The 20,669-nt window shown below is 65.5% G+C and carries 25 protein-coding genes; 16 read left to right on the top strand and 9 right to left on the bottom strand.

All coding sequences use genetic code 11. The annotated features are described in order from the left end of the window. Positions 1-39: 39 nt before the first annotated feature. Positions 40-771 (top strand): MerR family transcriptional regulator, encoded by a 732-nt coding sequence (locus NL2_RS12510; protein ID WP_068075716.1) that lies wholly within the window; start codon positions 40-42, stop codon positions 769-771. Positions 772-783: 12 nt separating this feature from the next. Here NL2_RS12510 and NL2_RS12505 read toward each other — a convergent pair whose 3' ends face one another. The 7 genes from NL2_RS12505 to NL2_RS12475 are packed head-to-tail and all read right to left on the bottom strand — an operon-like array spanning position 784 to position 7,346. Continuing rightward, a complete protein-coding gene (locus tag NL2_RS12505; RefSeq protein WP_068075713.1) occupies positions 784-1,422 on the bottom strand; it encodes a TetR/AcrR family transcriptional regulator in 639 nt (212 codons plus the stop codon). Then, positions 1,415-3,028, bottom strand: coding sequence for a long-chain fatty acid--CoA ligase (locus NL2_RS12500; protein WP_245647676.1), 1,614 nt, complete (start codon positions 3,026-3,028; stop codon positions 1,415-1,417). Before NL2_RS12500 ends, NL2_RS12505 begins: the two co-directional genes overlap by 8 nt. Further along, a complete protein-coding gene (locus NL2_RS12495; protein WP_068075711.1) occupies positions 3,028-3,855 on the bottom strand; it encodes an alpha/beta fold hydrolase in 828 nt (275 codons plus the stop codon). The genes NL2_RS12500 and NL2_RS12495 overlap by 1 nt, the downstream gene beginning before the upstream one ends. Before the next feature lie 23 nt (positions 3,856-3,878). Further along, complete coding sequence (locus NL2_RS12490; protein WP_068075709.1) at positions 3,879-4,661, bottom strand: SDR family NAD(P)-dependent oxidoreductase; 783 nt, start codon at positions 4,659-4,661, stop codon at positions 3,879-3,881. Next, positions 4,654-5,556: a VOC family protein gene (locus NL2_RS12485; RefSeq protein ID WP_068075707.1), complete on the bottom strand. Its 903-nt coding sequence runs from the start codon at positions 5,554-5,556 to the stop codon at positions 4,654-4,656. The genes NL2_RS12490 and NL2_RS12485 overlap by 8 nt, the downstream gene beginning before the upstream one ends. A 14-nt stretch (positions 5,557-5,570) precedes the next feature. Further along, positions 5,571-6,080, bottom strand: a complete 510-nt coding sequence (locus NL2_RS12480) for an aromatic-ring-hydroxylating dioxygenase subunit beta (RefSeq protein ID WP_068075704.1) — start codon at positions 6,078-6,080, stop codon at positions 5,571-5,573. A 3-nt stretch (positions 6,081-6,083) separates the two neighbouring features. Beyond that, complete coding sequence (locus NL2_RS12475; protein WP_068075702.1) at positions 6,084-7,346, bottom strand: aromatic ring-hydroxylating oxygenase subunit alpha; 1,263 nt, start codon at positions 7,344-7,346, stop codon at positions 6,084-6,086. A gap of 121 nt (positions 7,347-7,467) precedes the next feature. On the opposite strand from NL2_RS12475, the gene NL2_RS12470 reads away from it, so the two are divergent. The 3 genes from NL2_RS12470 to NL2_RS12460 all read left to right on the top strand — a co-directional run bounded on the left by NL2_RS12470 (position 7,468) and on the right by NL2_RS12460 (position 10,316). Beyond that, on the top strand, positions 7,468-8,253 hold the full coding sequence (locus tag NL2_RS12470; protein WP_068075779.1) for a 2-keto-4-pentenoate hydratase: 786 nt from the start codon (positions 7,468-7,470) through the stop codon (positions 8,251-8,253). A 2-nt stretch (positions 8,254-8,255) separates the two neighbouring features. Continuing rightward, positions 8,256-8,924 (top strand): class II aldolase/adducin family protein, encoded by a 669-nt coding sequence (locus NL2_RS12465; protein ID WP_068075700.1) that lies wholly within the window; start codon positions 8,256-8,258, stop codon positions 8,922-8,924. Positions 8,925-9,128: 204 nt separating this feature from the next. Next, a complete protein-coding gene (locus NL2_RS12460; RefSeq protein ID WP_084356064.1) occupies positions 9,129-10,316 on the top strand; it encodes a mechanosensitive ion channel in 1,188 nt (395 codons plus the stop codon). Between the two features lie 73 nt (positions 10,317-10,389). Here NL2_RS12460 and NL2_RS12455 read toward each other — a convergent pair whose 3' ends face one another. Continuing rightward, positions 10,390-11,529: an acyl-CoA dehydrogenase family protein gene (locus NL2_RS12455; protein ID WP_068075696.1), complete on the bottom strand. Its 1,140-nt coding sequence runs from the start codon at positions 11,527-11,529 to the stop codon at positions 10,390-10,392. Between the two features lie 172 nt (positions 11,530-11,701). Between NL2_RS12455 and NL2_RS12450 the strand changes: the two genes are divergently transcribed. Further along, entirely contained in the window at positions 11,702-12,973 is a 1,272-nt protein-coding gene (locus NL2_RS12450) for a cytochrome P450 (RefSeq protein ID WP_068075694.1), read from the top strand. Continuing rightward, the gene (locus NL2_RS12445; protein WP_068075692.1) at positions 12,966-13,145 is read left to right on the top strand and encodes a rubredoxin; all 180 of its coding nucleotides are present in this window, start codon (positions 12,966-12,968) and stop codon (positions 13,143-13,145) included. The genes NL2_RS12450 and NL2_RS12445 overlap by 8 nt, the downstream gene beginning before the upstream one ends. An 88-nt stretch (positions 13,146-13,233) precedes the next feature. Here NL2_RS12445 and NL2_RS12440 read toward each other — a convergent pair whose 3' ends face one another. Next, positions 13,234-13,524, bottom strand: coding sequence for a hypothetical protein (locus NL2_RS12440; RefSeq protein WP_369405449.1), 291 nt, complete (start codon positions 13,522-13,524; stop codon positions 13,234-13,236). A 197-nt stretch (positions 13,525-13,721) separates the two neighbouring features. Between NL2_RS12440 and NL2_RS12435 the strand changes: the two genes are divergently transcribed. The 10 genes from NL2_RS12435 to arsH all read left to right on the top strand — a co-directional run bounded on the left by NL2_RS12435 (position 13,722) and on the right by arsH (position 20,631). Continuing rightward, the gene (locus NL2_RS12435) at positions 13,722-14,072 is read left to right on the top strand and encodes a hypothetical protein (RefSeq protein WP_068075688.1); all 351 of its coding nucleotides are present in this window, start codon (positions 13,722-13,724) and stop codon (positions 14,070-14,072) included. A gap of 135 nt (positions 14,073-14,207) precedes the next feature. Continuing rightward, the gene (locus NL2_RS12430; RefSeq protein ID WP_068075686.1) at positions 14,208-14,807 is read left to right on the top strand and encodes a hypothetical protein; all 600 of its coding nucleotides are present in this window, start codon (positions 14,208-14,210) and stop codon (positions 14,805-14,807) included. A gap of 20 nt (positions 14,808-14,827) precedes the next feature. Further along, positions 14,828-16,138 carry a hypothetical protein gene (locus NL2_RS12425; protein ID WP_068075684.1) on the top strand — a complete coding sequence of 437 codons (1,311 nt, stop codon included), beginning with the start codon at positions 14,828-14,830 and terminating at the stop codon, positions 16,136-16,138. A gap of 130 nt (positions 16,139-16,268) precedes the next feature. Further along, positions 16,269-16,814 (top strand): DUF3617 domain-containing protein, encoded by a 546-nt coding sequence (locus tag NL2_RS12420; RefSeq protein WP_169799509.1) that lies wholly within the window; start codon positions 16,269-16,271, stop codon positions 16,812-16,814. Between the two features lie 85 nt (positions 16,815-16,899). Continuing rightward, positions 16,900-17,712, top strand: a complete 813-nt coding sequence (locus NL2_RS12415; RefSeq protein ID WP_245647675.1) for an esterase/lipase family protein — start codon at positions 16,900-16,902, stop codon at positions 17,710-17,712. A gap of 196 nt (positions 17,713-17,908) precedes the next feature. After that, a complete protein-coding gene (locus NL2_RS12410; protein WP_068075680.1) occupies positions 17,909-18,274 on the top strand; it encodes a hypothetical protein in 366 nt (121 codons plus the stop codon). A 40-nt stretch (positions 18,275-18,314) separates the two neighbouring features. Further along, positions 18,315-18,644, top strand: coding sequence for an ArsR/SmtB family transcription factor (locus tag NL2_RS12405; RefSeq protein WP_068075678.1), 330 nt, complete (start codon positions 18,315-18,317; stop codon positions 18,642-18,644). Positions 18,645-18,764: 120 nt separating this feature from the next. Then, on the top strand, positions 18,765-19,199 hold the full coding sequence (arsC, locus tag NL2_RS12400; protein ID WP_068075676.1) for an arsenate reductase (glutaredoxin): 435 nt from the start codon (positions 18,765-18,767) through the stop codon (positions 19,197-19,199). Further along, positions 19,199-19,864, top strand: a complete 666-nt coding sequence (locus NL2_RS12395; protein ID WP_068075674.1) for an aquaporin — start codon at positions 19,199-19,201, stop codon at positions 19,862-19,864. Before arsC ends, NL2_RS12395 begins: the two co-directional genes overlap by 1 nt. Next, positions 19,861-20,631: an arsenical resistance protein ArsH gene (arsH, locus tag NL2_RS12390; protein WP_068075672.1), complete on the top strand. Its 771-nt coding sequence runs from the start codon at positions 19,861-19,863 to the stop codon at positions 20,629-20,631. Before NL2_RS12395 ends, arsH begins: the two co-directional genes overlap by 4 nt. The last annotated feature ends 38 nt before the right edge of the window (positions 20,632-20,669 follow it).

Genomic DNA, 20,669 nt, shown 5'->3' with positions numbered 1-20,669 from the left:
CGCGACAAAGCCGCTGCAACATCCTAGTGGACCATGGCAATGAAGATGCGCGAGCTCGAAGCAAAGACCGGCGTCAACCGCGAGACGATCCGGGTTTATTTCCGTGAAGGTCTGCTGCCCGAGCCGAGCCGGCCGGCGCGCAATGTCGCCGATTATGGCGAAGATCATGTTCGCGCGATCCTGTCGGTGCGCAAGCTGCAGCGCGATTCGGGCATGACGCTGCCGCAGATCAAGGCGACGCTCGACGGCAGCGGTCCGCGCCGTCCGCTGGGCGCTTCGGCGTTCCAGCATCTCGAAAACCTCGTCGCTGCACGGGTCGGGGTCGAAGAGCGGATGGTCTCGGTCGAATCGATGCTCGAGACAAACCCGAAAGCCCGGATCGATGCGCATGCGCTCGACAAGATCGGGGTGGTTTCGCTCGTCCGCAATGGCGACACCGAGCTGATGAGCCTGACCGACGCCGGGCTGGTGGGTATCTGGGGGCGGATGCGCCGGGTCGGTTTCGACGAGGAGCACGGCTTCCCGCCCGAGATCGTCGATTATTATATCGAAGCGGCGGAATACGTTGCGGGTAAAGAGGCCCGGCTGTTTCTCGAACGGGTCGAGGGCAGCATCGCCGAGGACGAGGCGGCTGCGATGCTCGAATTCGCACTGCCCACCATGCTCGACTTCTTCGGGGTCATCCGGCTCAAGGCGTTCCTGCGCAACATCGGCCAGAAGACCCGCACCGGAAGCGAGATCGAGCCGATCCCGCTGCGGAGAGATTGCTGAAGTCGTCAGGCTTCAGACGGGCCGTGCCAGCCGACCGGCGATCCATTGTTCCTCGATCTCGGCAGTCACATCGTCGCTGTCGGCCCAGAATCTGCGGATCGCTGCGCCCGAGACGAGCGCCGCCGCCGCACGCACGTCGCGGCGCGCCTCCAGCGGGGCAAAGCCATTCGTCTCGAGTCGATTCGCCCAGGCTTCGTAGATCGGCGTGCGCAAGGCGTTGACCTTGCGCCGCACGGCGGGAAACAGCGTGCGATCCCGCGCCGATTCGAGCGTGATGCCCATCGCCACCCAGAACCGCTCGCTGAAGAAGAACCCGCGAAATTCGGCGAGCATGGCGCGCAGCACTGCCTCGCGGCCATCGACCGGATGCGCCAGCCATGCCACGCTGTCGACCCGGGCGAGGTCGAGCGCCTGCTCGATCGCGCAAAGCACCAGTGCGTTCTTGTCGGGAAAGTGATGCAGTACCGCGCCTTGCGACACATCCGCCGTCGCGGCCACGCCCCGGACCGTCAACGCCTTCATCCCGCCTTTGGCGACGAGTTCGAACGCGGCCGATGCAACCCGTGCGCGCATCGCTTCGCTGCGCTCGACCTGCGAACGCCGCGCGGCGACAGGCGAAGACGTCGCGCGGATCGCGGCCGGCTCAGCCATCGCGCAGGATGTCGCGGTGGGTTTCGCGGATGACCTTCTTGTCGATCTTGCCGGTCGCGGTCAGCGGCACCGGCCCGAACAGGATCCGATCGGGCAGCCACCACCGCGTCACCCGCGCGGCCAGGAACGCGACCACGTGGTCCTCGGTCAGCGTCGCGCCGTCGTGCGGCTCGATCAGCAGGATCGGCCGCTCCTCCCACTTGGGATGATGGACGCCTGCCACGGCCGCAACCTTGACGCCGGGACAGCCCGCGGCCGCGTTTTCCAGGTCGATCGAGCTGATCCATTCGCCGCCCGACTTGATCACGTCCTTCTTGCGATCGGTGATGCGCATGAAGCCCTCGCGGTCGATCGTGGCGATGTCGCCGGTGTCGAACCAGCCGTCCGCGTCGCAGGCGGTGGCATCGGCGCGGTAGTAGCGCTCGATCACCCACGGTCCGCGCACCATCAGCGCGCCCGACGTCTCGCCGTCGTGGGGCAGGGGCTGGCCCTCATCATCGACGATGCGGATCTCGATGCCGAACTGCATCCGGCCCTGGCGCGTCCAGATCCGCTCCTGCTCGGCCTCGCGACCCAGCTCGGCCAGGGCCGGGGTGGGGGTGGCGACCACCCCCAGCGGGCTGGTTTCGGTCATGCCCCACAGCTGCTGGACGGTAACGCCCATCCGGTCGAACGTCACCGCCATGTCGCGTGGCACCGCCGACCCACCGATCACGATGCGCTTGAGCGTGCCGGGGCCAGCAGCCGTACGCGCGATGTAGTCCAGATACATCGTCCAGATCGTCGGCACGCCGCCCGAGAACGTTACGCCTTCGTTCACGATCAGCTCGTGGAGCGAGGCGGCGTCCATGCGGTCGCCCGGCAGCACGAACTTCACGCCGTTGATGGTGCCCGCGAACGGCAGGCCCCACGCGGTGGCATGGTAGAGCGAGCTGCACGGCATCACGACATCGAACGCGGAGAAGCCGAACGCGCCGCTCAGGCCCGCCGCCATGGCGTGCAGCACGACCGAACGGTGCGAATAAAGCACGCCCTTGGGATCGCCGGTGGTGCCCGAGGTATAGCACAGGAAGGCGCCGCAGTGTTCATCGAGGTCGGGCCAGGCGTAAGTCGTGGGTTCGTCGGCAATCAGCGCTTCGTAGCCGGCATAGCCGGCAGGCGTCCGGTCCGCATCGGCGAGGACGATCACGTGCTCGACCACGCCCAGCCGGCTGCGCAGCCGCTCGACGATCGGCACCATGTTGGCATCGATCAGCAGCACCCGGCTGGCGGCGTGATTGATCGTGAACACCAGGTGATCGTCAGGCAGGCGGGGGTTGGCGGTGTGGAGGACCGCGCCGATCCCGGGTACGGCGTAGAACAGTTCGAAGTGGCGATGCGTGTTCCACGCCAGCGACGACACCCGGTCTCCGCCCCCGATACCCAGCCGGACAAGCATGTGCGCGCAGCGCGCGACCCGTTCGAAACAGCGGACATAGTCATAGCGCCACAACGGCTCGTCAACGTTGCGCGAGACGATTTCCCGCGTCGGATGCGCGGCGGCGGCGTGACGGATGATGTCGATGATCGCCAGGCCGCGAACCTGCATCGATCCTGCGATGGTCATCAATCGCCTTTCAGGAACGGGATTACCAGATCGAGGAACCTGTCGCGCTTTTCGATCTGGGTCCAGTGCCCGCAGCCGCCGAACACGTGCAATTCGCTGTGCTCGATCAGCTGGTTGAACTTCACCGATTGCGCGACCGGGACAATCACATCCTCGCGGCCGTGGAGGATCAGCGTGCGGTGCGGCAGCGCGCGCAAGGTGCCTTCATCGGTCGCCAGCGCATCGAGCCAGCGCTGGCGCGGTTCGGGGAACAGGCTTGAGTACGCTTGCTGCGCGCCGGGCCGGATGCTGGCCTGATAGCGCGACACCACGATCTCCTCCTTCACCAGCGTCGGATCGAAGGCAAACGTGGTCATCAGGTCGCGCATGGCATCGACCGAGGGCTGGTAGCCCCACACTTTGGCCAGGCCGTCGGTGAGCGGAAACGCCAGGCCGGCCGCGCCCATCAGCACGATCCGCCCGACCCGTTCGGGCGCACGCGCCGCCAGCGCCAGCGTCAGCGCTCCGCCATAGCTGTTGCCGATGAAATGGGCCTGCTCGATCCCCAGCGCATCGAGGAAGCCGATCAGGTGATCGAGCCAGCGGTACATCGCGAAGCCACGGATTTCGGCCGGAAAATCGGTGTAGCCGAAGCCGAGCGTATCCGGCGCAAGGCAGCGGAAATGCTGCGACAGATCGGGGATCACACCGCGCCAGTTGGCAAAGGCGGTGACACCGGGGCCTGAGCCGTGGATCAGCACCAGCGGCGCGCCTGCGCCCGCCGCGATGTAGTTGGTGCCGATGCCGCCAACGTCGATACGCTCGCCGATTTCGGGATTCTCGCTCAAGTCCGTTCTCCCAGTTGCCCTGTTCAGAGCATTGTCGTGCCGCCATTGACGCTGATTACCTGTCCGGTCACGAACGCGGCTTCGTCGCTGGCAAGATAGGCGACCATCGAGGCGATTTCGCTCTCGCGCGCCGCGCGGCCCATCGGGATGACCGACAGTACCTGGTCGATCAGCGCGGGGTTGACCGCGCGTATGTCTTCCAGCTGCTGGGTTTGCACCGCGCACGGGGCGACGGTGTTGACGGTGATCCCGTCGCGCGCGAACTCGCGCGCCAGCCCGGTGGTCATCGCATGGACCCCGCCCTTGGCGGCGTTGTACGCGGCGTGATCGACCAGGCCGTTGCGCACCGAATCCGCGCCGATGTTGATGATCCGCCCACGCCCTGCCGCGCGCATTACCGGCAGCACCAGCCAGCTCATCCAGATCGCGGTCCACAAGTTGCGGTCGATGGTTTCGCGCAAGGTATCGGGCGTGTGATCGAGGAACGGGCGCAGGATGCCGCCGCCGGCATTGTTGACCAGCACGTCGATCCGCCCGAACCGCGCCAGCGTGGCCTCGACCAGCGCGCGGGCCTGCGCTTCGTCGGACAAGTTGCCGCTGTGCGCGAGCGTGCGGCCGGGCGAGAGCGTGGCGGCGGCCTCCTCGGCGGCTTCGTCGGAGAGATCGGCGATGGCGACGCTGGCGCCATCATCCAGCAGCCGCGCCGCAATCGCCCGGCCGATCCCGCGCCCGGCGCCGGTGACGATCGCGACCCGGCCACTGAGCGGGCCGGAACGCGGGGCGTCGGTGTGCGCCGGATCAGACATGCGCGGCCAGCACCGGCTGGCCCTTGCCGAAACGCGGATCCGGCTTCCCGCCCCATGTGTCCATGACTTCGGGCTTGTGCTCCAGCTCGCGCGCGTCGCGGGCACCGGCTTCGACGAACAGCTCCATGCCGAAGCTCAGTTCGGCGGTGTTGCCGTCGGGATCGAGGAAATAGAGGAACACGCTGGTCGAGGGCAGATGCCGGCCCGGGCCGAACACGATCGGCACGCCGGCGGCCTTCAGCCGGTTCGTTGCCCGGCCGATGTCGTCGATGTCGGTGACCATGAAGTTGATGTGGTGCAGCGTGTTGGCGTCGTGCTGCAGCAGCGCAAGGCTGTGGTGCAGCGGGTTGGGCCAGGCGCGCAGCCATTCCGCCGTGCCCTCGACCCGGTCCGATACCGCAAAGCCCAGCAGATCGACCCAGAAGCGGTGCGCCGCATCGAGATCGGCGACGTTGAGCACCAGATGGCCCATCCGCTCGATCCGCGTATGCTGCGCAACATACGGCGTTGCTGCAGTCGCCTGGCCGCAGAAGAATTCGAGGGCGAGGCCGGATACCGGGTCGGTAACCCCGATCGCGCCTGCGACCAGCCGCGTCGCGCAGGCGTTCGCATCGTGCCGGAACGGGGCCAGCCCCGCCGCGTCGAGCAGCGCGAACAGCGCGTCAAGTTGTCCGGCATCTTCAACCTCGAACCCCGCGCCGACCAGCCCCGGCGCATCGCTTTGCACCAGCACCATGTCATGCGGCTGGTCGCTGCAGCGCAGCCAGACTTCGCGGTCATCCGCGCGTTCGACGGCCAGGCCGACCAGGTCGCGGTAGAACGCGGTGCTCGCGGCAAGATCGCGGCAGGCGAGGCGGCAAAAGCCGAGGCGGCCGAAACGGACGGGGTGGGGCATCGTTGGGTTTCCCATCACAGGATCACGCTGATTCGGGCGTGGGGCCGCAGGGCTTCCATATCGAGCACGCAGGTTTTGCCCGCGATCATCAGCGTGCCGTCGTCCTGCTCGACAAGAACGTGCAGGTAATGGCCGACGAACACATCGCTGGTGCCGTCCTTGCTGCGCCACACCGCGAACGAGGATCGCGCGCGGATCGTCGGGCCATCGCGCTCAACGCGGACATTCGAAACGAGGTGGCGCACTTTGGATCGCGGCCATTCGCTGTGCGCGGCCTTTTTGCCGAGCCGGACCACGCGTTCGCGCATCCGCACCGCGTCATCGACGATGTAGAACAGCGCCTTGTCGGGATCTGCGTTTTCGCCGTCCACGTCGGTGGGGGGCACGTGGTAATGCGCGTCGGCGGTGTAGAGCGCGAGCCATTCCTCGAGCCGCCAGCTGTCGAGCAGGTCTGCCTCGAGATAGAGCAGATCCTCGACGCGCAGCCGCAGCAGGATCGCATCGGTGATGGTGTCGGTTCCCATGGCTCAGGCCTCTGCCATCGCCAGGCGGCGATCCCATTCGCGCCAGTACGCGCGCATCTGCTCCTCGTCGTCGAACGAGGCGCCGTCGGCACGCCCCATGCCCTTGGAAATGTCGTTGTAGCGCGCCTCGCCCGCCGCAGCATAGCCGATCTGGCACTTCTCGATCGCCTCGACATCGTCGGGCGTGGCGAACCCGCCCGGTCCAAGGAACTCGGTGAAGTTGTAGAGGCGGTATTTGCGCAGCCAGTCGCTTTCCTCGTGCGGGGCGAGCGCCCAGGCGTTGACCTCGACATAGTCGGGTGCGGTCGGGAAGAACGTGCGGATCGTGATCGCCATGATGTCGTTCACCACCAGATTGGGAAAAATCACCATGTTGCGATTGAGGTGCGCAATGCGGTTCGCCCGCTCGGTCCCGACGCGGGCTTCGAGCGCGGCGTTGATCGCGGCGATCTCGGTCTTGCCCTGTTCGCCCCACAGCGGCACCCAGCTGGCGATCGGGCGGCCCCACGGCGCGCTGTATTCGACCATCGCGTGCCCCTTGCCCAGATCGCGGCCCACGCCCGCGAGCGGGGTCGCACCCAGCGCGCCGTTGGCGTTCTTGAGGTAGTCAAGATAGGTCGAATGCGTGCAGGCGGCGTGGTAGCCATCGAAGCTGTTTTCGGCGAGCAGCTTCCAGTTGCCACGGATCGCATATTCCTGCGTTCCGCCCACGATCTGCATGCCGCTGGCCGAATGCTGGGCAACCAGGTCGAGCACATCCCCGGCGTCGGCCAGATAGGTGGCCAGGTCCTCGCCGTCGCGCGCGAAGCTGATGAAGAAGAAGTCGCCGAAGCGTTCCATCCTCGGAACCGGAACCATCTGTTTTTGCGGATCGCGCTTGAACCCGGCGGGATATCCCGAACTGCCGGGCAGGGTCATCAGGTGGCCGTCCGAACCGAACGTCCAGCCATGATACATGCACATGAACGCCGGCGACGTTCCCCGCCGTTCGCGGCAGACGATCGCGCCACGGTGCGGGCACACGTTGAGCAGCGCGCGGAATTCACCGTCCTTGTCGCGGTTGAACAGCACCGGGCGACGCGCCACGGTCCGGGTCAGGAAGCTGCCCGGTTCGGGCAGTTCGGACGCGTGGCCCAGGTACAGCCAGCAGCGGTCGAAAATCGCGGCATATTCGCGATCGAACACGTCGCGGCTGGTGAAGGCCGTGCGGGGCACGAGGAAGCGCGCGCCCGCCGGATCGTCGATAATCTGCGGTGCCTGCTGCATCGTCCGCTCCCAGTCCCGTGTCGGTGCCGCTTGTTTACAACAAACCGTGCGATTGCTATGTAAATGGTAAAGCGGTTGACTGTCAACCGGAGAAGGCCACAATCGGCCACGGAGGATGATGATGCCGGATCAAGGTCTTGAAGACGTCGCCAGCGCCTTGCGCGCCGCATACGCCGGCGGGCCGATCGCGCCGCTGCGCGGGGTGCTCGATCCGGTCGATGCGACCGGCGCCTATGCCGTGCAGGCGATCAACACCCGGTTCTGGCAGGCGCAGGGACGGCGGATCGTCGGGCGCAAGGCGGGGCTGACGGCCAAGGCGGTGCAGACGCAACTCGGCGTGGACCAGCCCGATTTCGGCGTATTGTTCGATGACATGCGCGTGGCCGACGGCGGGCGACTCGATCCCGCGCGCGCGCTCCAGCCCAAGGCCGAGGCGGAGATCGCGCTGTTGCTGGGTGCCGACCTGCCCGACCCCGCGACCACCCGCGAACAGGTCGCGGCGGCGGTCGCCACGGTCCATGCCGCGATCGAGATCGTTGATTCGCGCATCGCCGACTGGAAGATCACCTTTGCCGATACCGTGGCCGACAATGGCTCGTCCGCCTTCTTCGTTCTGGCCGAGCATGGCCTGCCACTGGCCGGGCTCGACCTGTACTCGGCCGGAATGGTGCTCGAAGTCGATGGCGCCATCGCCTCGCTCGGTGTGGGGGCAGCCGCCCTCGGACATCCGCTGGAGGCGGCGGCGTGGCTGGCCCGGACGCTGGCGGCACGCGGTGATCCGCTGCGGGCGGGCGACATCCTGCTGACCGGCGCGCTGGGGCCGATGGTTCCGCTGGTGCCGGGCAACCATGTGCGCGCACTGGTCGGCGGCATCGGCGCGGCCAGTTTCACTTACGCGGCTGATTGACGATGAGCGCAATCGCTGCGGATGGCGTCCAGGAGCGACTGGTCCAGCAGGCGGCGCGTGCGCTGGGCCGGGCTGGCCTGGTCCATGCTTTCGGCCACTGCAGCCTCCGGCTCGATATGGCCAGCTTCCTTGTCTGCGCGGCGCGGCCGCTCGATCTTGTCGGGATGGCGCAAGGTACCGTCTGCCGCGTTGCCGGGCCGCTGCCCGATGGCGTGCTGGGTGAAGTGCGCGTGCATCAGCAGATCTATGCCCGGCGCGCGGACGTGAACGCGGTCTGCCGGATCATGCCCCCGGCGGTGATGGCGCTGTCGACGCAAGGGCTGGTGCCCCGGCCGCGCCACGGCATCGGCGCCTACTTCGCGGACGTGCCGCTGTGGCCCGATCCTCGGCTTTTGCGCGACGACGCATCGGCAGCCGCGCTGGCCGCGACACTGGGCGACGCGCCGGCGATCGTCATGCGCGGCAACGGCGCGGTCGTCGTCGGCGAGACGATGGCGCGCGCGGTAACGCTGGCGTGGTTCCTCGAAGACGCCGCGCGGATCGAGCGCGACATCCGCGCGATGGGCTTCGCGCCCGACACCGGCCTGCTCGACGAAACCGAGATTGCCGACCGCCAGGTGTGGTCGGGCGGGGTGGCCGAACGGATGTGGGACTGGCTGACGCGCGATTGACGGTCGCGACGCACAGCCGATCCCGCCGCCGATGAGATGTGAACAGATGTAAATTACGGTCCGATCCGGTGCCCAAGACTTGGCGCGCCCGAAACTATTGTGTCTCACTTGTCAGGCAACATTCAGAAAACGTCGCGATTCGCTATCGCGGGCTGACGGCGTGTTGTTCGGGCACATATCGTGAAGATATAAAGGGGGCGCAGTATGTTAGCTTTGCAACTCGGCGGGTATTCATTCGATCCCGCGCTGGCGATCGAATATGGTCGCACTGCCGGGGCCGTGGTGGCGATCCTGATCGTCACCTGGATCCTGGCCAAACTGGCCAAATGGACGTTCGCCAAACTGGTCGATCGCATCGCGTTCCTGCGGCGCGAAGCCGGATCGGGCGAATCGATCGGGATGGCGCTCGGCCGCATCGTTGCGATGCTGGTCTGGCTGTTCGGGCTGATCGCGGTGCTCAACGTGCTGCGGCTGGGCAGCGTCACCGCCCCCGTTGAAACGCTGCTCAACACGGTGATGGGCTATATCCCCAACCTGATCGGTGCGGGCATCATCTTCTTCGTCGGATCGATGATCGCCAAGATCGTGCGCCAGCTGGTGGAAACCGCGCTGCAGACGCTCAACTTCGATGCCTGGGCCAATCGCGGCGGGGTCGACAAGGTGACCGGCAATGCCACGATCAGCAAGACGCTGGGGACGCTGGCCTACGTGCTGGTGATCGTCCCGGTGGCGATCGCCGCGCTGCAGGCGCTGCGGATCAGTTCGATCAGCGACCCGCTGGTGTCGATGCTGCAGACGCTGCTCGCGGCGATCCCCAACATCATCGGCGCGTCGATCCTGCTCGGGCTGGGCTACCTGATCGGCAAATGGGTTGCCGGGCTGGCCGCAGAACTGCTGCCCGCGCTGGGCGTCGATCGCTCGGTGGCCGCACTTGGCCTGCTGCCTGCGGGCACCAGCACCTCGCACGTCATCGGCAAAGTCGCGATGGTGGCGATCATGATGATCTCGGCGGTCGCCGCAACGCGCCTGCTCGGGTTCCCCGAACTGACCGCGCTGGTCGACCAGATCCTGCAACTGGGCGGTGCCGTAGTGTTCGGCGGTGTGATCATCGCGGTCGGCTTCCTGGTTGCCAACCTGCTCGCGCAGCTGGTCGGCGGCTCGGGCGGAAACAGCACTGCCGCTGCGGTGGTGCGGTATGCCACGATCACGCTGTTCGTCGCGATGGGCCTCAAGTTCATGGGCATTGCCGACAGCATCATCGAGATGGCGTTCGGTGCGCTGGTGATCGGCGGGGCGGCGGCAGGTGCGCTGGCCTTCGGGCTGGGCGGTCGTGACGCGGCGGCGCGCATGCTCGCCCGGATCGATGACGGCAAGGGTCCGCCCGCAGCCTGATCTGACCCAGGGCAAACGGCGGCCGGCCTCGCGCTGCAGCGCGCAGGCCGGCCGCCGGCGCTTTAAGCCGGCCTTACAGTCCCCGCCCGACCAGCTCCTTCATGATCTCGCTGGTCCCGCCGTAGATCCGGCGGACGCGGGCATCGCGCCAGATACGGGCGATGGGGTATTCGTTCATGTAGCCCGCGCCGCCGTGCAGCTGCAGCGCGGCGTCGCACGCCAGCCACTGCATCTCGGTGTGCCAGTATTTGCTCGCGGCGGCTTCGTCGGCGGTCAGTTCGCCCTTGAGGTGCCGCGCGATCGCCCAGTCGAGGTGCGCCCAGCCGACCTGCAGCTTGGCCTTGATGTCGGCCAGCGTGAAGCGGGTGTTCTGGAAATCGATGACCTTGCGCCCGAATGCGGTGCGATCGCGGGTGAACGCCACCGCCTCGTCGAATGCCCGCTGCGCGGCGGCTTGCGCGGTGATCGAGATCGACAGTCGCTCCTGCGGCAATTCGCTGACCAGGATGATGAAGCCGCGGTTGACCTGCCCGATCACGTTGGCGGCCGGGACGCGCACATCGTTAAAGAACAGTTCCGAGGTGTCGGCCATCCACTGCCCGACTTTGTCGAGGTTGCGCCCGCGCGAAAAGCCCGCGCGATCCGCTTCGACGAGGATCAGCGACGTACCCTTGGCGGCCAGCGCCGGGTCGGTCTTGCACACGGTCAGGATCAGGTCGGCATTCTGGCCATTGGTGATGTAGGTTTTGGCGCCGTTGATCACGAAGTGGTCGCCGTCCTGGCGCGCGGTGGTGCGCACCGCCTGAAGGTCGGAGCCGGCGCCGGGCTCGGTCATCGCGATGGCCGCGATCGTTTCGCCCGCCAGCATCGACGGCAACCACTGTTCCTTGAGCGCGTCGGAGCCGTAATGCAGCAAGTACGGCATCGTGATGTCGCTTTGCAGCGTGATCGAATCCGCCATCATCGCATACGTGAATTCCTCGTTGAGGATCGCGTTGAAAGTGAAGTCGAGCCCCGGGCCGCCATATTGCTCGGGCATCGTCGGGCACAGCAGCCCCGCCGCGCCGGCCTTGCGCCAGAAATCGCGTGCGACGATTCCGGCCTCTTCGAATTCGGTGAGGCGAGGGGTGAACTCGCGCGCGATGAATCGCCGGACCATATCGCGAAACTGCGTGTGATCCTCGCCAAACAGATGGCTTTCGCGCTCGAGCATCGTCGTTCTCCCCGGTCCCGCACCATCAATGAAGCGGTTTACGAGTTTTATCAATAAATCAGTTTACGATGTTCGTCCATATTTTACGTATGGACATTACGCAATGATCGGATTAGCTTCACCGCAAAATAACGAATGGTCTCGTGGGGAGACAACCTGAGAGGATCGCCAAATGGCTTCGCTTGTTGAATCTTCCGCCGGCCAATCGCCCGTCGATCTCGACGCGCTTGATGTCGCCCGCGCCGAACTGTGGCAGGCCAATGCCTGGCGACCGCTGTTTACGCGCCTGCGCGCCGACGACCCGGTCAGCTTTTGCCCGGAGAGCTTCTTCGGGCCGTACTGGTCGATCACGAAATACGATGACATCGTCGCAGTCGAGGCTGATCCGGCGACATTTTCGTCATCGTGGGAGCATGGCGGCATCGTCATTTTCGATATGCACGACACCGGCGTCCAACTGCGCATGTTCATCGCGATGGACGATCCCGAACATGGCGAAAAGCGCAAGACGGTGGCCCCCGCCGTCGCGCCGAGCGAAATCGCCAAACTCGCCGGGCCGCTGCGCGAACGCACCGCCGCCGTGCTCGATGCGCTGCCCGTGGGCGAGACGTTCGACTGGGTGCAGCGTGTCTCGATTCCACTCACGACCGCGATGATCGCAACGCTGTTCGATTTTCCATGGGACGAGCGCGACAAGCTGCCCGAATGGTCCGACTGGGCCGCGAAGATCGATATCGGCCCCGATCCGGTGCTCAACGCCGAACGCGAGCGTCATGTGTTCGCGATGGCCGCGCGGTTCAAGGAACTGTTCGACGAGCGCAAGGCTGCACCGCCGCGCGGCGACCTGCTCTCGATGATGGCGCACTCCACCGCGATGGGCGACATGGACGAGCAGCGGTTCATCGGCGCAATCGCGCTGCTGCTGGTGGGCGGTAACGACACCACGCGCAATTCGATGTCGGGCCTGATCGAGCGAATGAACCTGTTCCCCGACGCGTGGGCTGCCGTGAAGGCCGATCCCGCCACGCTCGCCTCGGGCGCGGCGACCGAAACCATCCGCCTGCAGACACCGATCGCGCACATGCGCCGCACCGCCACGCGCGACGTCGAATTCGGCGGCAAGACCATCCACAAGGGCGACAAGGTGGTGCTGTGGTACAATTCGGGCAACCGCGACGAGAGCGTGTTCCCCGATGGTGACCGCTGGGATCCGACGCGCGAAAACTCGCGGCGGCATCTTTCGTTCGGCTATGGCATCCACCGCTGCCTCGGTGCGCGTCTGGCCGAATTGCAGTTGACCGTGCTGATCGAGGAACTGGCCAGGCGCGACATGGACGTGAAGCTGGCCGGAGAGCCCGATCGCATTCCGTCGTGCTTCACCAACGGTTATCATCACATGCCCGTCACGCTCGCGCGCGGGTCAGGAAACCGCAGCGATGGCTGAGCCGTTCCAGCGCTACAAATGCCTCAACTGCGGGATGATCTACGACGAGGCGGATGGCTGGCCGGATGACGGTATCGCCCCCGGCACGCGCTGGGCGGATGTTCCCGACGACTGGATCTGTCCGGAGTGTGGCTCGGAAAAACGCGATTTCACGTTGATCGACTGGGAATGACCGCAATGCGTTGACCGGAAGGGATTGGCAAGATCGTGACGATCCCGCGCTGCCCCTTCCGGCCGGTATTCTGATCGGCAGCGCCAGATCAGCAGCGGTTGCGATCGCGGGTGTGCTGCTTGTCGAGGTGACGGCCGAGCAACGCACCGCCGACGCCGCCTGCCACGGTGCCAAGCGTGCCGCCGCCAACTGCGTTGCCGATCAGCGCACCGCCGACACCGCCAGCGATCGTGCCGACAGCGCCATTGCCGCCGCCGCAGTTGTAGCGGGCTTGCGAATGATAGACGCGGTGATGGCGGCGCGCGAACGCGGTTTCAGGGACGACCGAGGTGGCGGTCAGGACGCCGAGCATGGCGATGAGGGGCAGTTTCGATTTCACGGTGAATCTCCTTTGTTCCGATGCGTAACGCGCCCGGGCCGAAAAAGTTGCGTCGATGGCTGAATCGACGTTGCACCGCGTACGGTGGAGCGCGCCGGCACCCGCATTGTTGACGGGCGCAAACTTAACCCGACGTTGCCGGATCGCATCGCGGTTCCACGCGTTGGGAAAAACGGGCGGGACGAAGGGTTTGCACCATGAAACGATCGACGATGATCCTCGCGCTCTCGCTGACCGCGCTGCCGCTGTCGGCCTGTGCCACCGACGGCTACGGCTATGGCGGGGCCGCCTATGCCGAATCCTACCCCTACTCGGGCTGGTACGACGGCTATTACGGTTCGATCTACGACGGCTACTGGGGCGGCGACGGCTTCTTCTATTATCGCCCGAGCGCCACCGACCGCGCCTACCGCCGTGGCGACCGGGTGCACTTCCGCAACCAGGCCGGCGATCCGCGCTACAACCACATTGAGGGCAGCTTCCGTCCGCAGCGCGGTTATTCGATGCCGCACTTCAATGGCGGCGGTCACCGTCGCGGCGGGCACTGATAGCTTCCAGACGACCGCCCGTTGCATACGCGCGCCATTTGGTTATCATCGCCGCGTCGCGATAGCGGGAATGATTGAACGCTAAGCGCGACATTCCTCCGCCTGCCTTTGATCTGCTCTGGAGGACATCGCCCAATGAAACATCAGCTTACCGCCCGGATCGTGCTTGCCTCGCTCGCCTGCGCACCGATGCTGGCCTCCGCGCCGCTGACTGCCGCAGTGCAGGCGCCAGGTGCACGCGTATCGCCCCGCATGCCGCGGCTCGAGGCACCGATCAAGGCGGTCTCGATCGAGCGGCGGCAAGCGGTGCTGCGCGCGGCCGGCGTCATCGCGCCGTCACCGCCGCCGCAGCCCGGCGCGGTGATCAGCCTGACCGTGCTGTCGCCCGCCAGCGACAAGGGCTATCTCGACTTCATCACCCCGGACGAAGTGCTCGCCCAGCCCGACTGGGGCCCTTACGCGTTCTTCTCGCGCACGGCCGCACGGCCCGATTCCAAGGTGGTCGTCTATTGGAAGGGCATGCCCGGTGCGCTGTATCTGGCCGATTGCACCGTGCACAGCAGTCTGCCGACGCTGAGCGTGAACGGCGAGACGCTGAACGTCGGCGGTGAACACGTGCTGTTCGTGCTGAAGGAAAGCAGCGGGGCCGGCACGGCGGGCTATTCCAGCTTCGAGATCAAGACCACGCAAGGCCAGGCGTTTGCCTATCGCGGCTGCGAGATCAGTCCGGCCTGATCGCAACGGGGTCGCAGGCTGTGGACGGGTCGTCGCAAGTCCTTTCGCGCGACGGCGCATACCGGATCGATCTGGCGCGGACCGACCGCGACCTGGCGATGCACGTTGATGCCTATTACGAGGCGCCCGATCTGGTCGATGTGGCCAGCGGGCGCACGCTGCTGTCGCTCGACGCCGGCAGATGGACGTCGATCACCACGCTGGTGTGGGGCAAAAGCGGCTTCCAGTTGCGGTTGATGCGCATCGATCTCGAGGTCGAATCGTTCCTCATCCTCGATCCTGCGCACTCGCGCTTTGCGCTGTCACCCGGCTTGGACGGGCAGATGTGGAACGACGAGATCGCCGACGAAGGGCTCGATTGGCGGGGCGGCTGGGCCGGAAGTGAGGACTGGCTCGATGCGCAGTTCACGGCGCTGCGCAGCGCGCGCGAGGCCGCGCGGGCGGTTCCGACCCCACCGCCGGCTCCGCCCAGCGCGTTCAGGATCGCCTGGCTGTCGGTCGTGATCGACGATGGCAAGGGGCTGGACCTGCCCGTGCTGAACGGCCCCTATTCGCCAAGCATCCGTGAGCGCAGCACCGGCAGGCTGGTGTTCGATCTGTCACCGGCCATCTGGGACGTGTCGAGCGGAACGTACCTGGCACCCGACGTCATCACGTTTTACGCCAAACGCATCGTAACCGGCCTGGGCCATGCCTTTGCGCTCGACCTGCCGCGCCGCCGCTATGCGCTGGAGAGCGACAGCATCCGGTGGGACAGCGGGATGCCGCTCGACGAGGTGCGTTGGCGCAGCGACTGGGATCGGATCGAGCAGGGCCTGATCTCTGCGACGGGCGGCTCCGGCGTCGAAGTGGAGCAAATCCCGCCGTCGCCATCGCCAGTACCCGCCGGGCTCGGCGTGCGCATAGACTACGACGAGATCGAACTCAGCATGGTCCACATGCAGGTTTACGGCACGGTGTTCGATGCGGCGAGCGGGGCGATGCTGTTCAGCCTGCCGATGGGGCGCTGGGTGGACACCGCAACTTGCGACAGCCACGGCACGCCGATGATCGACTTCGCGCCAGAACACGGCAGCGATGCAGCGATGTTGCGTTACGATCCCGCGCGCGACCTGATCTGCCGCCACGATGGCGCCAGCGGGGCGTCGGGCCGCTGGCATCCTTCGCACGAAGCCTCACAGGCGTGGAACGACATGGCCGACACCTGCCGTTACGTGGCGCCGCCGCAAGTGTCCCTGCCCGGCACGCGTAAACCGCGCTGGCGCAGTGCGCGGTCCGTTCTGGCCGTTGTGCTGGCTCTGGTGCTGCTGCGCTGGTGGATAGTGGGGTAGCGGGTGCAGAGAGCCCAACCGCTCAGCCGGTGATCCTCGTCATTGGCAGCGGGGCTCGTGGATGTTAGCCCGTTGCTCCCGAGCGCCCTTGCAGATGTGGTGGCGCGTCTTTTCGGAAAGGCTTCCTGCGATGCGTTCGATGATGCTGGCCGCTGCCCTGGCTGTTCCCCTCGCGCTGGCTGCGTGCAGCAAGACTTCGGTCGACGAGAAGAACGTCTCGGTGGAAACGGTGGCCAAGAAAGTGGCGGACAGCGACCTGCACTTCACCCCGGGGCGCTGGGAAACCACCATGAAGTTCGAAAAGCTGGACATGGGCCCCAACATGCCCCCGCAGGCCAAGGACATGTTCGAGCGGATGACCGGCAAGGTCCGCTCCGTCAGTTCGTGCCTGACCAAGGAAGAAGCGGCCAAGCCCGAACCCAAGTTCTTCGGCGGACAATCCAAGGAATGCACGTACGAGCATTTCACCATGGGCGGCGGCAAGATCGACGCCAAGATGGCGTGCAAGCGCGGCACCGGTCCTCAGGACATGACGATGACGGGCAACTACACACCCGAAAGCTATGACATGACCGTGCAGACCAGCGGTGCGCCGATGCAGGGGATGAAGATGGACGTCACCATGACGATGGCGTCGAAGCGGGTCGGGGAATGCACCGGCAAGGAAGACGGCTGAAACAAAACCGCACTTCCGCTCATTCATGCCGCGTTGTCCAAGTGTGAACTAAGGCCGCCGATTGCAAGTTGAGCCGGGATACGCGATGTTCGGAATGCGGGCGATGAAGCAACAGGGCGTGGATAGCTGGAAGCAGATGGGCGACCGGATCGTGCGCCTGCGCGATGAGGTCCTGCGCCGCAATGCCTTGGCGCGCGAGCCGCAGCCCGATGGCGTGACCTCGCCCTCGATCCGCCTGCTGCTGCGCGAGTTCGGCACCGGGGCGGAACGCTTTCGCGACAGCGCCCGCATCCGCCGCGAGGGCGGGCTGGCGATGGCGCCCGCGCAATCGCGCGCGGTGATGCTGCTGCCCGGCTTCGGCGCGCACCCGGCGCGGATGCGCCCGTTGCGCCGCGCGCTGGAAAGCGCCGGCCACCGGGTCAGCGACTGGGGGCTGGGCTTCAACCTTGGCCCCACCGCCGAACGGTTCGAACTGCTGCTGCAGCGGATCGAGACGATGGCGCGGCGCGAAGGCCAGCCGCTGGTGCTGGTCGGCTGGAGCCTGGGCGGGATCTATGCGCGCGAGGCGGCCAAGCGGCTGCCCCACGCGGTGTCGCTGGTGATCACCATGGGCACGCCGTTTTCGGGCGATCGCCGCGCCAACAACGCGTGGCGCGCCTACCACTTCGTCACCGGCCACCGCGTCGAGGAACCGCCGGTGGGCGACGACATCGCCGCCAAGCCGCCGGTGCCGACCGTGGCGCTGTGGAGCCCGCGCGACGGCATCGTCGCCCCCCGCGCCGCCGCCGGCTGGCCGGGAGAACGCGACGAAGCCATCGCCATCCGCTGCACCCACCTGGGCTTTGCCAGCCACCCCGCGGTGGCGCGCGAAGTGGGGCGGCTGCTGGGGATTTACTGAGGGGGCAGAGGGGGAACCGGCGGGGTTCGCTCAGTGCGGTAGATCGCCATATCTTTTCTGCCTGCGACGACCTGCCGTCCGATTTTTCTGAGCGTAGCATCGAACCACGACGGCAATAATGCTGGCCACGGCCTCATTATTCCTATATTCCAGAATTATCGAATCATAAAGTTCGATAGCGGAAGAGGGAACCGAGATGAAATCTGCATTTCTGGCGATCGCAGCGCTCGTTGCGACAACTTCGGCCAATGCCGGTAGCCCTGCTGCGCCGCTCGTGACGATCACAGGCAGCGCTCAGGGCAGCTGGGAAATGCTGTGCCACGTAACCTCGTCGAACGGCGACGAGACGATCCTCGGGCTCGGCCCAGATCACGCCTCGTCGGCTCTCACCTACCTTCGGCGCGCGACCTGCAATTACAAGAACAGCGCCAGGGGGCCGCTGACGGTCACGTTTGCAAGCAGCACTTTCGCCTGCCCCTTCAAGGCGCCTGTCGCGGCGCCGTGTGAAGCACAGTTCACCCCTGGCGCTTTTGGTTCGATCGAGATTCGGCGCAAACAGTAGAAGGCTTCCCGAACCGCGAGGCTGCCACTATACTGGAAATATGGAAAACAACATTGCCGTAGCTGCCTTGTCGGCACTTGCCCATGGCGGCCGTCTCGCGGTTTTCAGGCTGCTGGTGCAGGCCGGGCTGGAAGGCTTGCCCGCGGGTGAGATCGCACGAAGCCTTGGTGTCCCTGCCAACACCATGTCCACGCATCTGGCCATCCTGTCTCATGCCGGGCTGGCAACCTTTGAACGGCATAGCCGCTTTGTTGTCTACCGCGCCAACATCGACAGCCTGCGTGAGCTGATGGTCTTTCTCGCCAAGGATTGCTGTCAGGGCCGCGAGGATTTGTGCGGGCAACTCATCATTGATCTATCCTGCTCGTGAGCCTGGAACCACGCCGATGACCGACCAGATATTCAACGTGCTGTTTCTATGCACCGGCAACAGTGCCCGCTCGATTCTCGGCAACACCGAAGGCGCAACCGCTCGTACCGGAGCCACACAATGACAACCGACATCATCATCTATCACAATCCGGAATGCGGCACTTCCCGCAATGCGCTGGCCATGATCCGCAACGCCGGGATCGAGCCGCATGTCATCGAATATCTGAAATCACCGCCGTCGCGTCCGATGCTGGAAGGCCTGATCGCTCGCGGCCACATGGTTCCCCGCGATCTGTTGCGGGAAAAGGGCACGCCTTATGCCGACCTCGGTCTCGACGACCCTGAATTGTCGGACGCCGACCTGATCGATGCCATGATGCTTCATCCGATCCTGATCAACCGTCCGTTGGTAGTGTCTCCATCAGGCGTGAAGCTGTGCCGACCGTCCGAGGCCGTTCTCGACCTGATTCCGGCGGACCAGCAGGGTGCGTTTGCAAAGGAAGATGGCGAACTTGTGGTTGCTGCCGACGGTCACCGGATCACCCCGACGTGATGAGCAGGGCGATGTGGGCCGAGGGGATAGGCAGTTTCCTGTTGTTCGCCACCGTGATCGGCTCGGGCATAATGGGCGACAAATTGTCTGGCGGAAACGTCGCCGTGGCCTTGCTTGGCAACACGCTGGCCACAGGGGCGATGCTGTTTGTGCTGATCACGATGTTGGGGGCGATCTCGGGCGCGCATTTCAATCCTGTAGTGACGATGGTCATGCGGATGCGCGGAGAGATCGCGAACGCGGCTGCGCTGGGCCATGTCCTGGCGCAACTGGCGGGCGGAGTGCTGGGCGTATGGGCCGCGCACGTCATGTTTGACCTGCCGGTGTTCGAAGTCTCGACCAAGGTACGTACGGGCATCGGGCAGTGGGCGGGGGAAGGTATCGCGACCTTTGGTCTGCTGTTGACCATCATCGGCACGGTAAAGATGCGGCCGGGTTGGGTTCCGGCCAGCGTCGCGCTCTACATCACGGCCGCCTACTGGTTCACATCGTCCACCAGTTTTGCAAATCCGGCAATCACCATAGCCCGATCGCTGAGCGATACGTTTGCAGGCATCGCGCCCGCCAGCGTGCCAGGATTTGTCGCAGCGCAGATTGTCGGAGCGGTTTGCGCGCACTTCGCCAGCAACAGGTTGTTCGCCGACGCCCTGGAACAGCCGATATGAACCGACTGCGCGAATTGCCAGAACCGGATTACCTGCCCGCGCTCCGTTCCGAATTTGCCCATTGCTCGCCAGCCTCGGGCTTGGGCGATCTCGACCCACCACCGCGCATTCTGCTCCTCTACGGTTCGCTGCGAGAGCGCTCTTACTCACGGCTGGTGGTTGAGGAGGCGGCGCGCCTCCTTCGATTTTTTGGCTGCGAGACGCGGATATTCAATCCTGCCGACCTGCCTATGCCTGATCAGATTGAGGACGATGATCACCCGGCAGTTCACGAATTGCGGGAGCACTCCATATGGTCGGAGGGGCAGGTCTGGTGCAGCCCGGAACGGCATGGCCAGATTACGGGGATCATGAAGTCGCAGATTGATCACCTGCCGTTGGCATTCAAGGGGATGCGACCGACACAAGGCCGCACTCTGGCGGTGATGCAGGTTTCAGCCGGGTCACAATCATTCAACAGCGTCAATACCCTTCGGGTCCTTGGACGTTGGATGCGCATGTTCACCATCCCCAATCAATCAAGCGTGGCCAAGGCATTCACAGAATTCGACGACCGCGGGCGGATGAAGCCTTCCAGCTACTATGACCGTCTTGTCGACGTGATGGAGGAACTTGTGCGCTTCACCGTGCTGCTTCGCCCGCATGCAGAGCAGCTGGTCGATCGCTATTCGGAGCGGGTCGAGGCGGACAGACCGGTCGTCGGTGGGGATGGCAACCTTGCAACGCTCGTCGATGACGCGGCCGGAACGGGCGAAGGAAACGCCTGAACGCAACCGAGCGGATTGGAGCAAGACAAGCGTGGCTG

This window comes from Novosphingobium lentum NBRC 107847 (assembly GCF_001590965.1).
Taxonomy (GTDB): domain Bacteria; phylum Pseudomonadota; class Alphaproteobacteria; order Sphingomonadales; family Sphingomonadaceae; genus Novosphingobium; species Novosphingobium lentum.
This window is presented reverse-complemented; position numbering and strand designations above follow the sequence as displayed.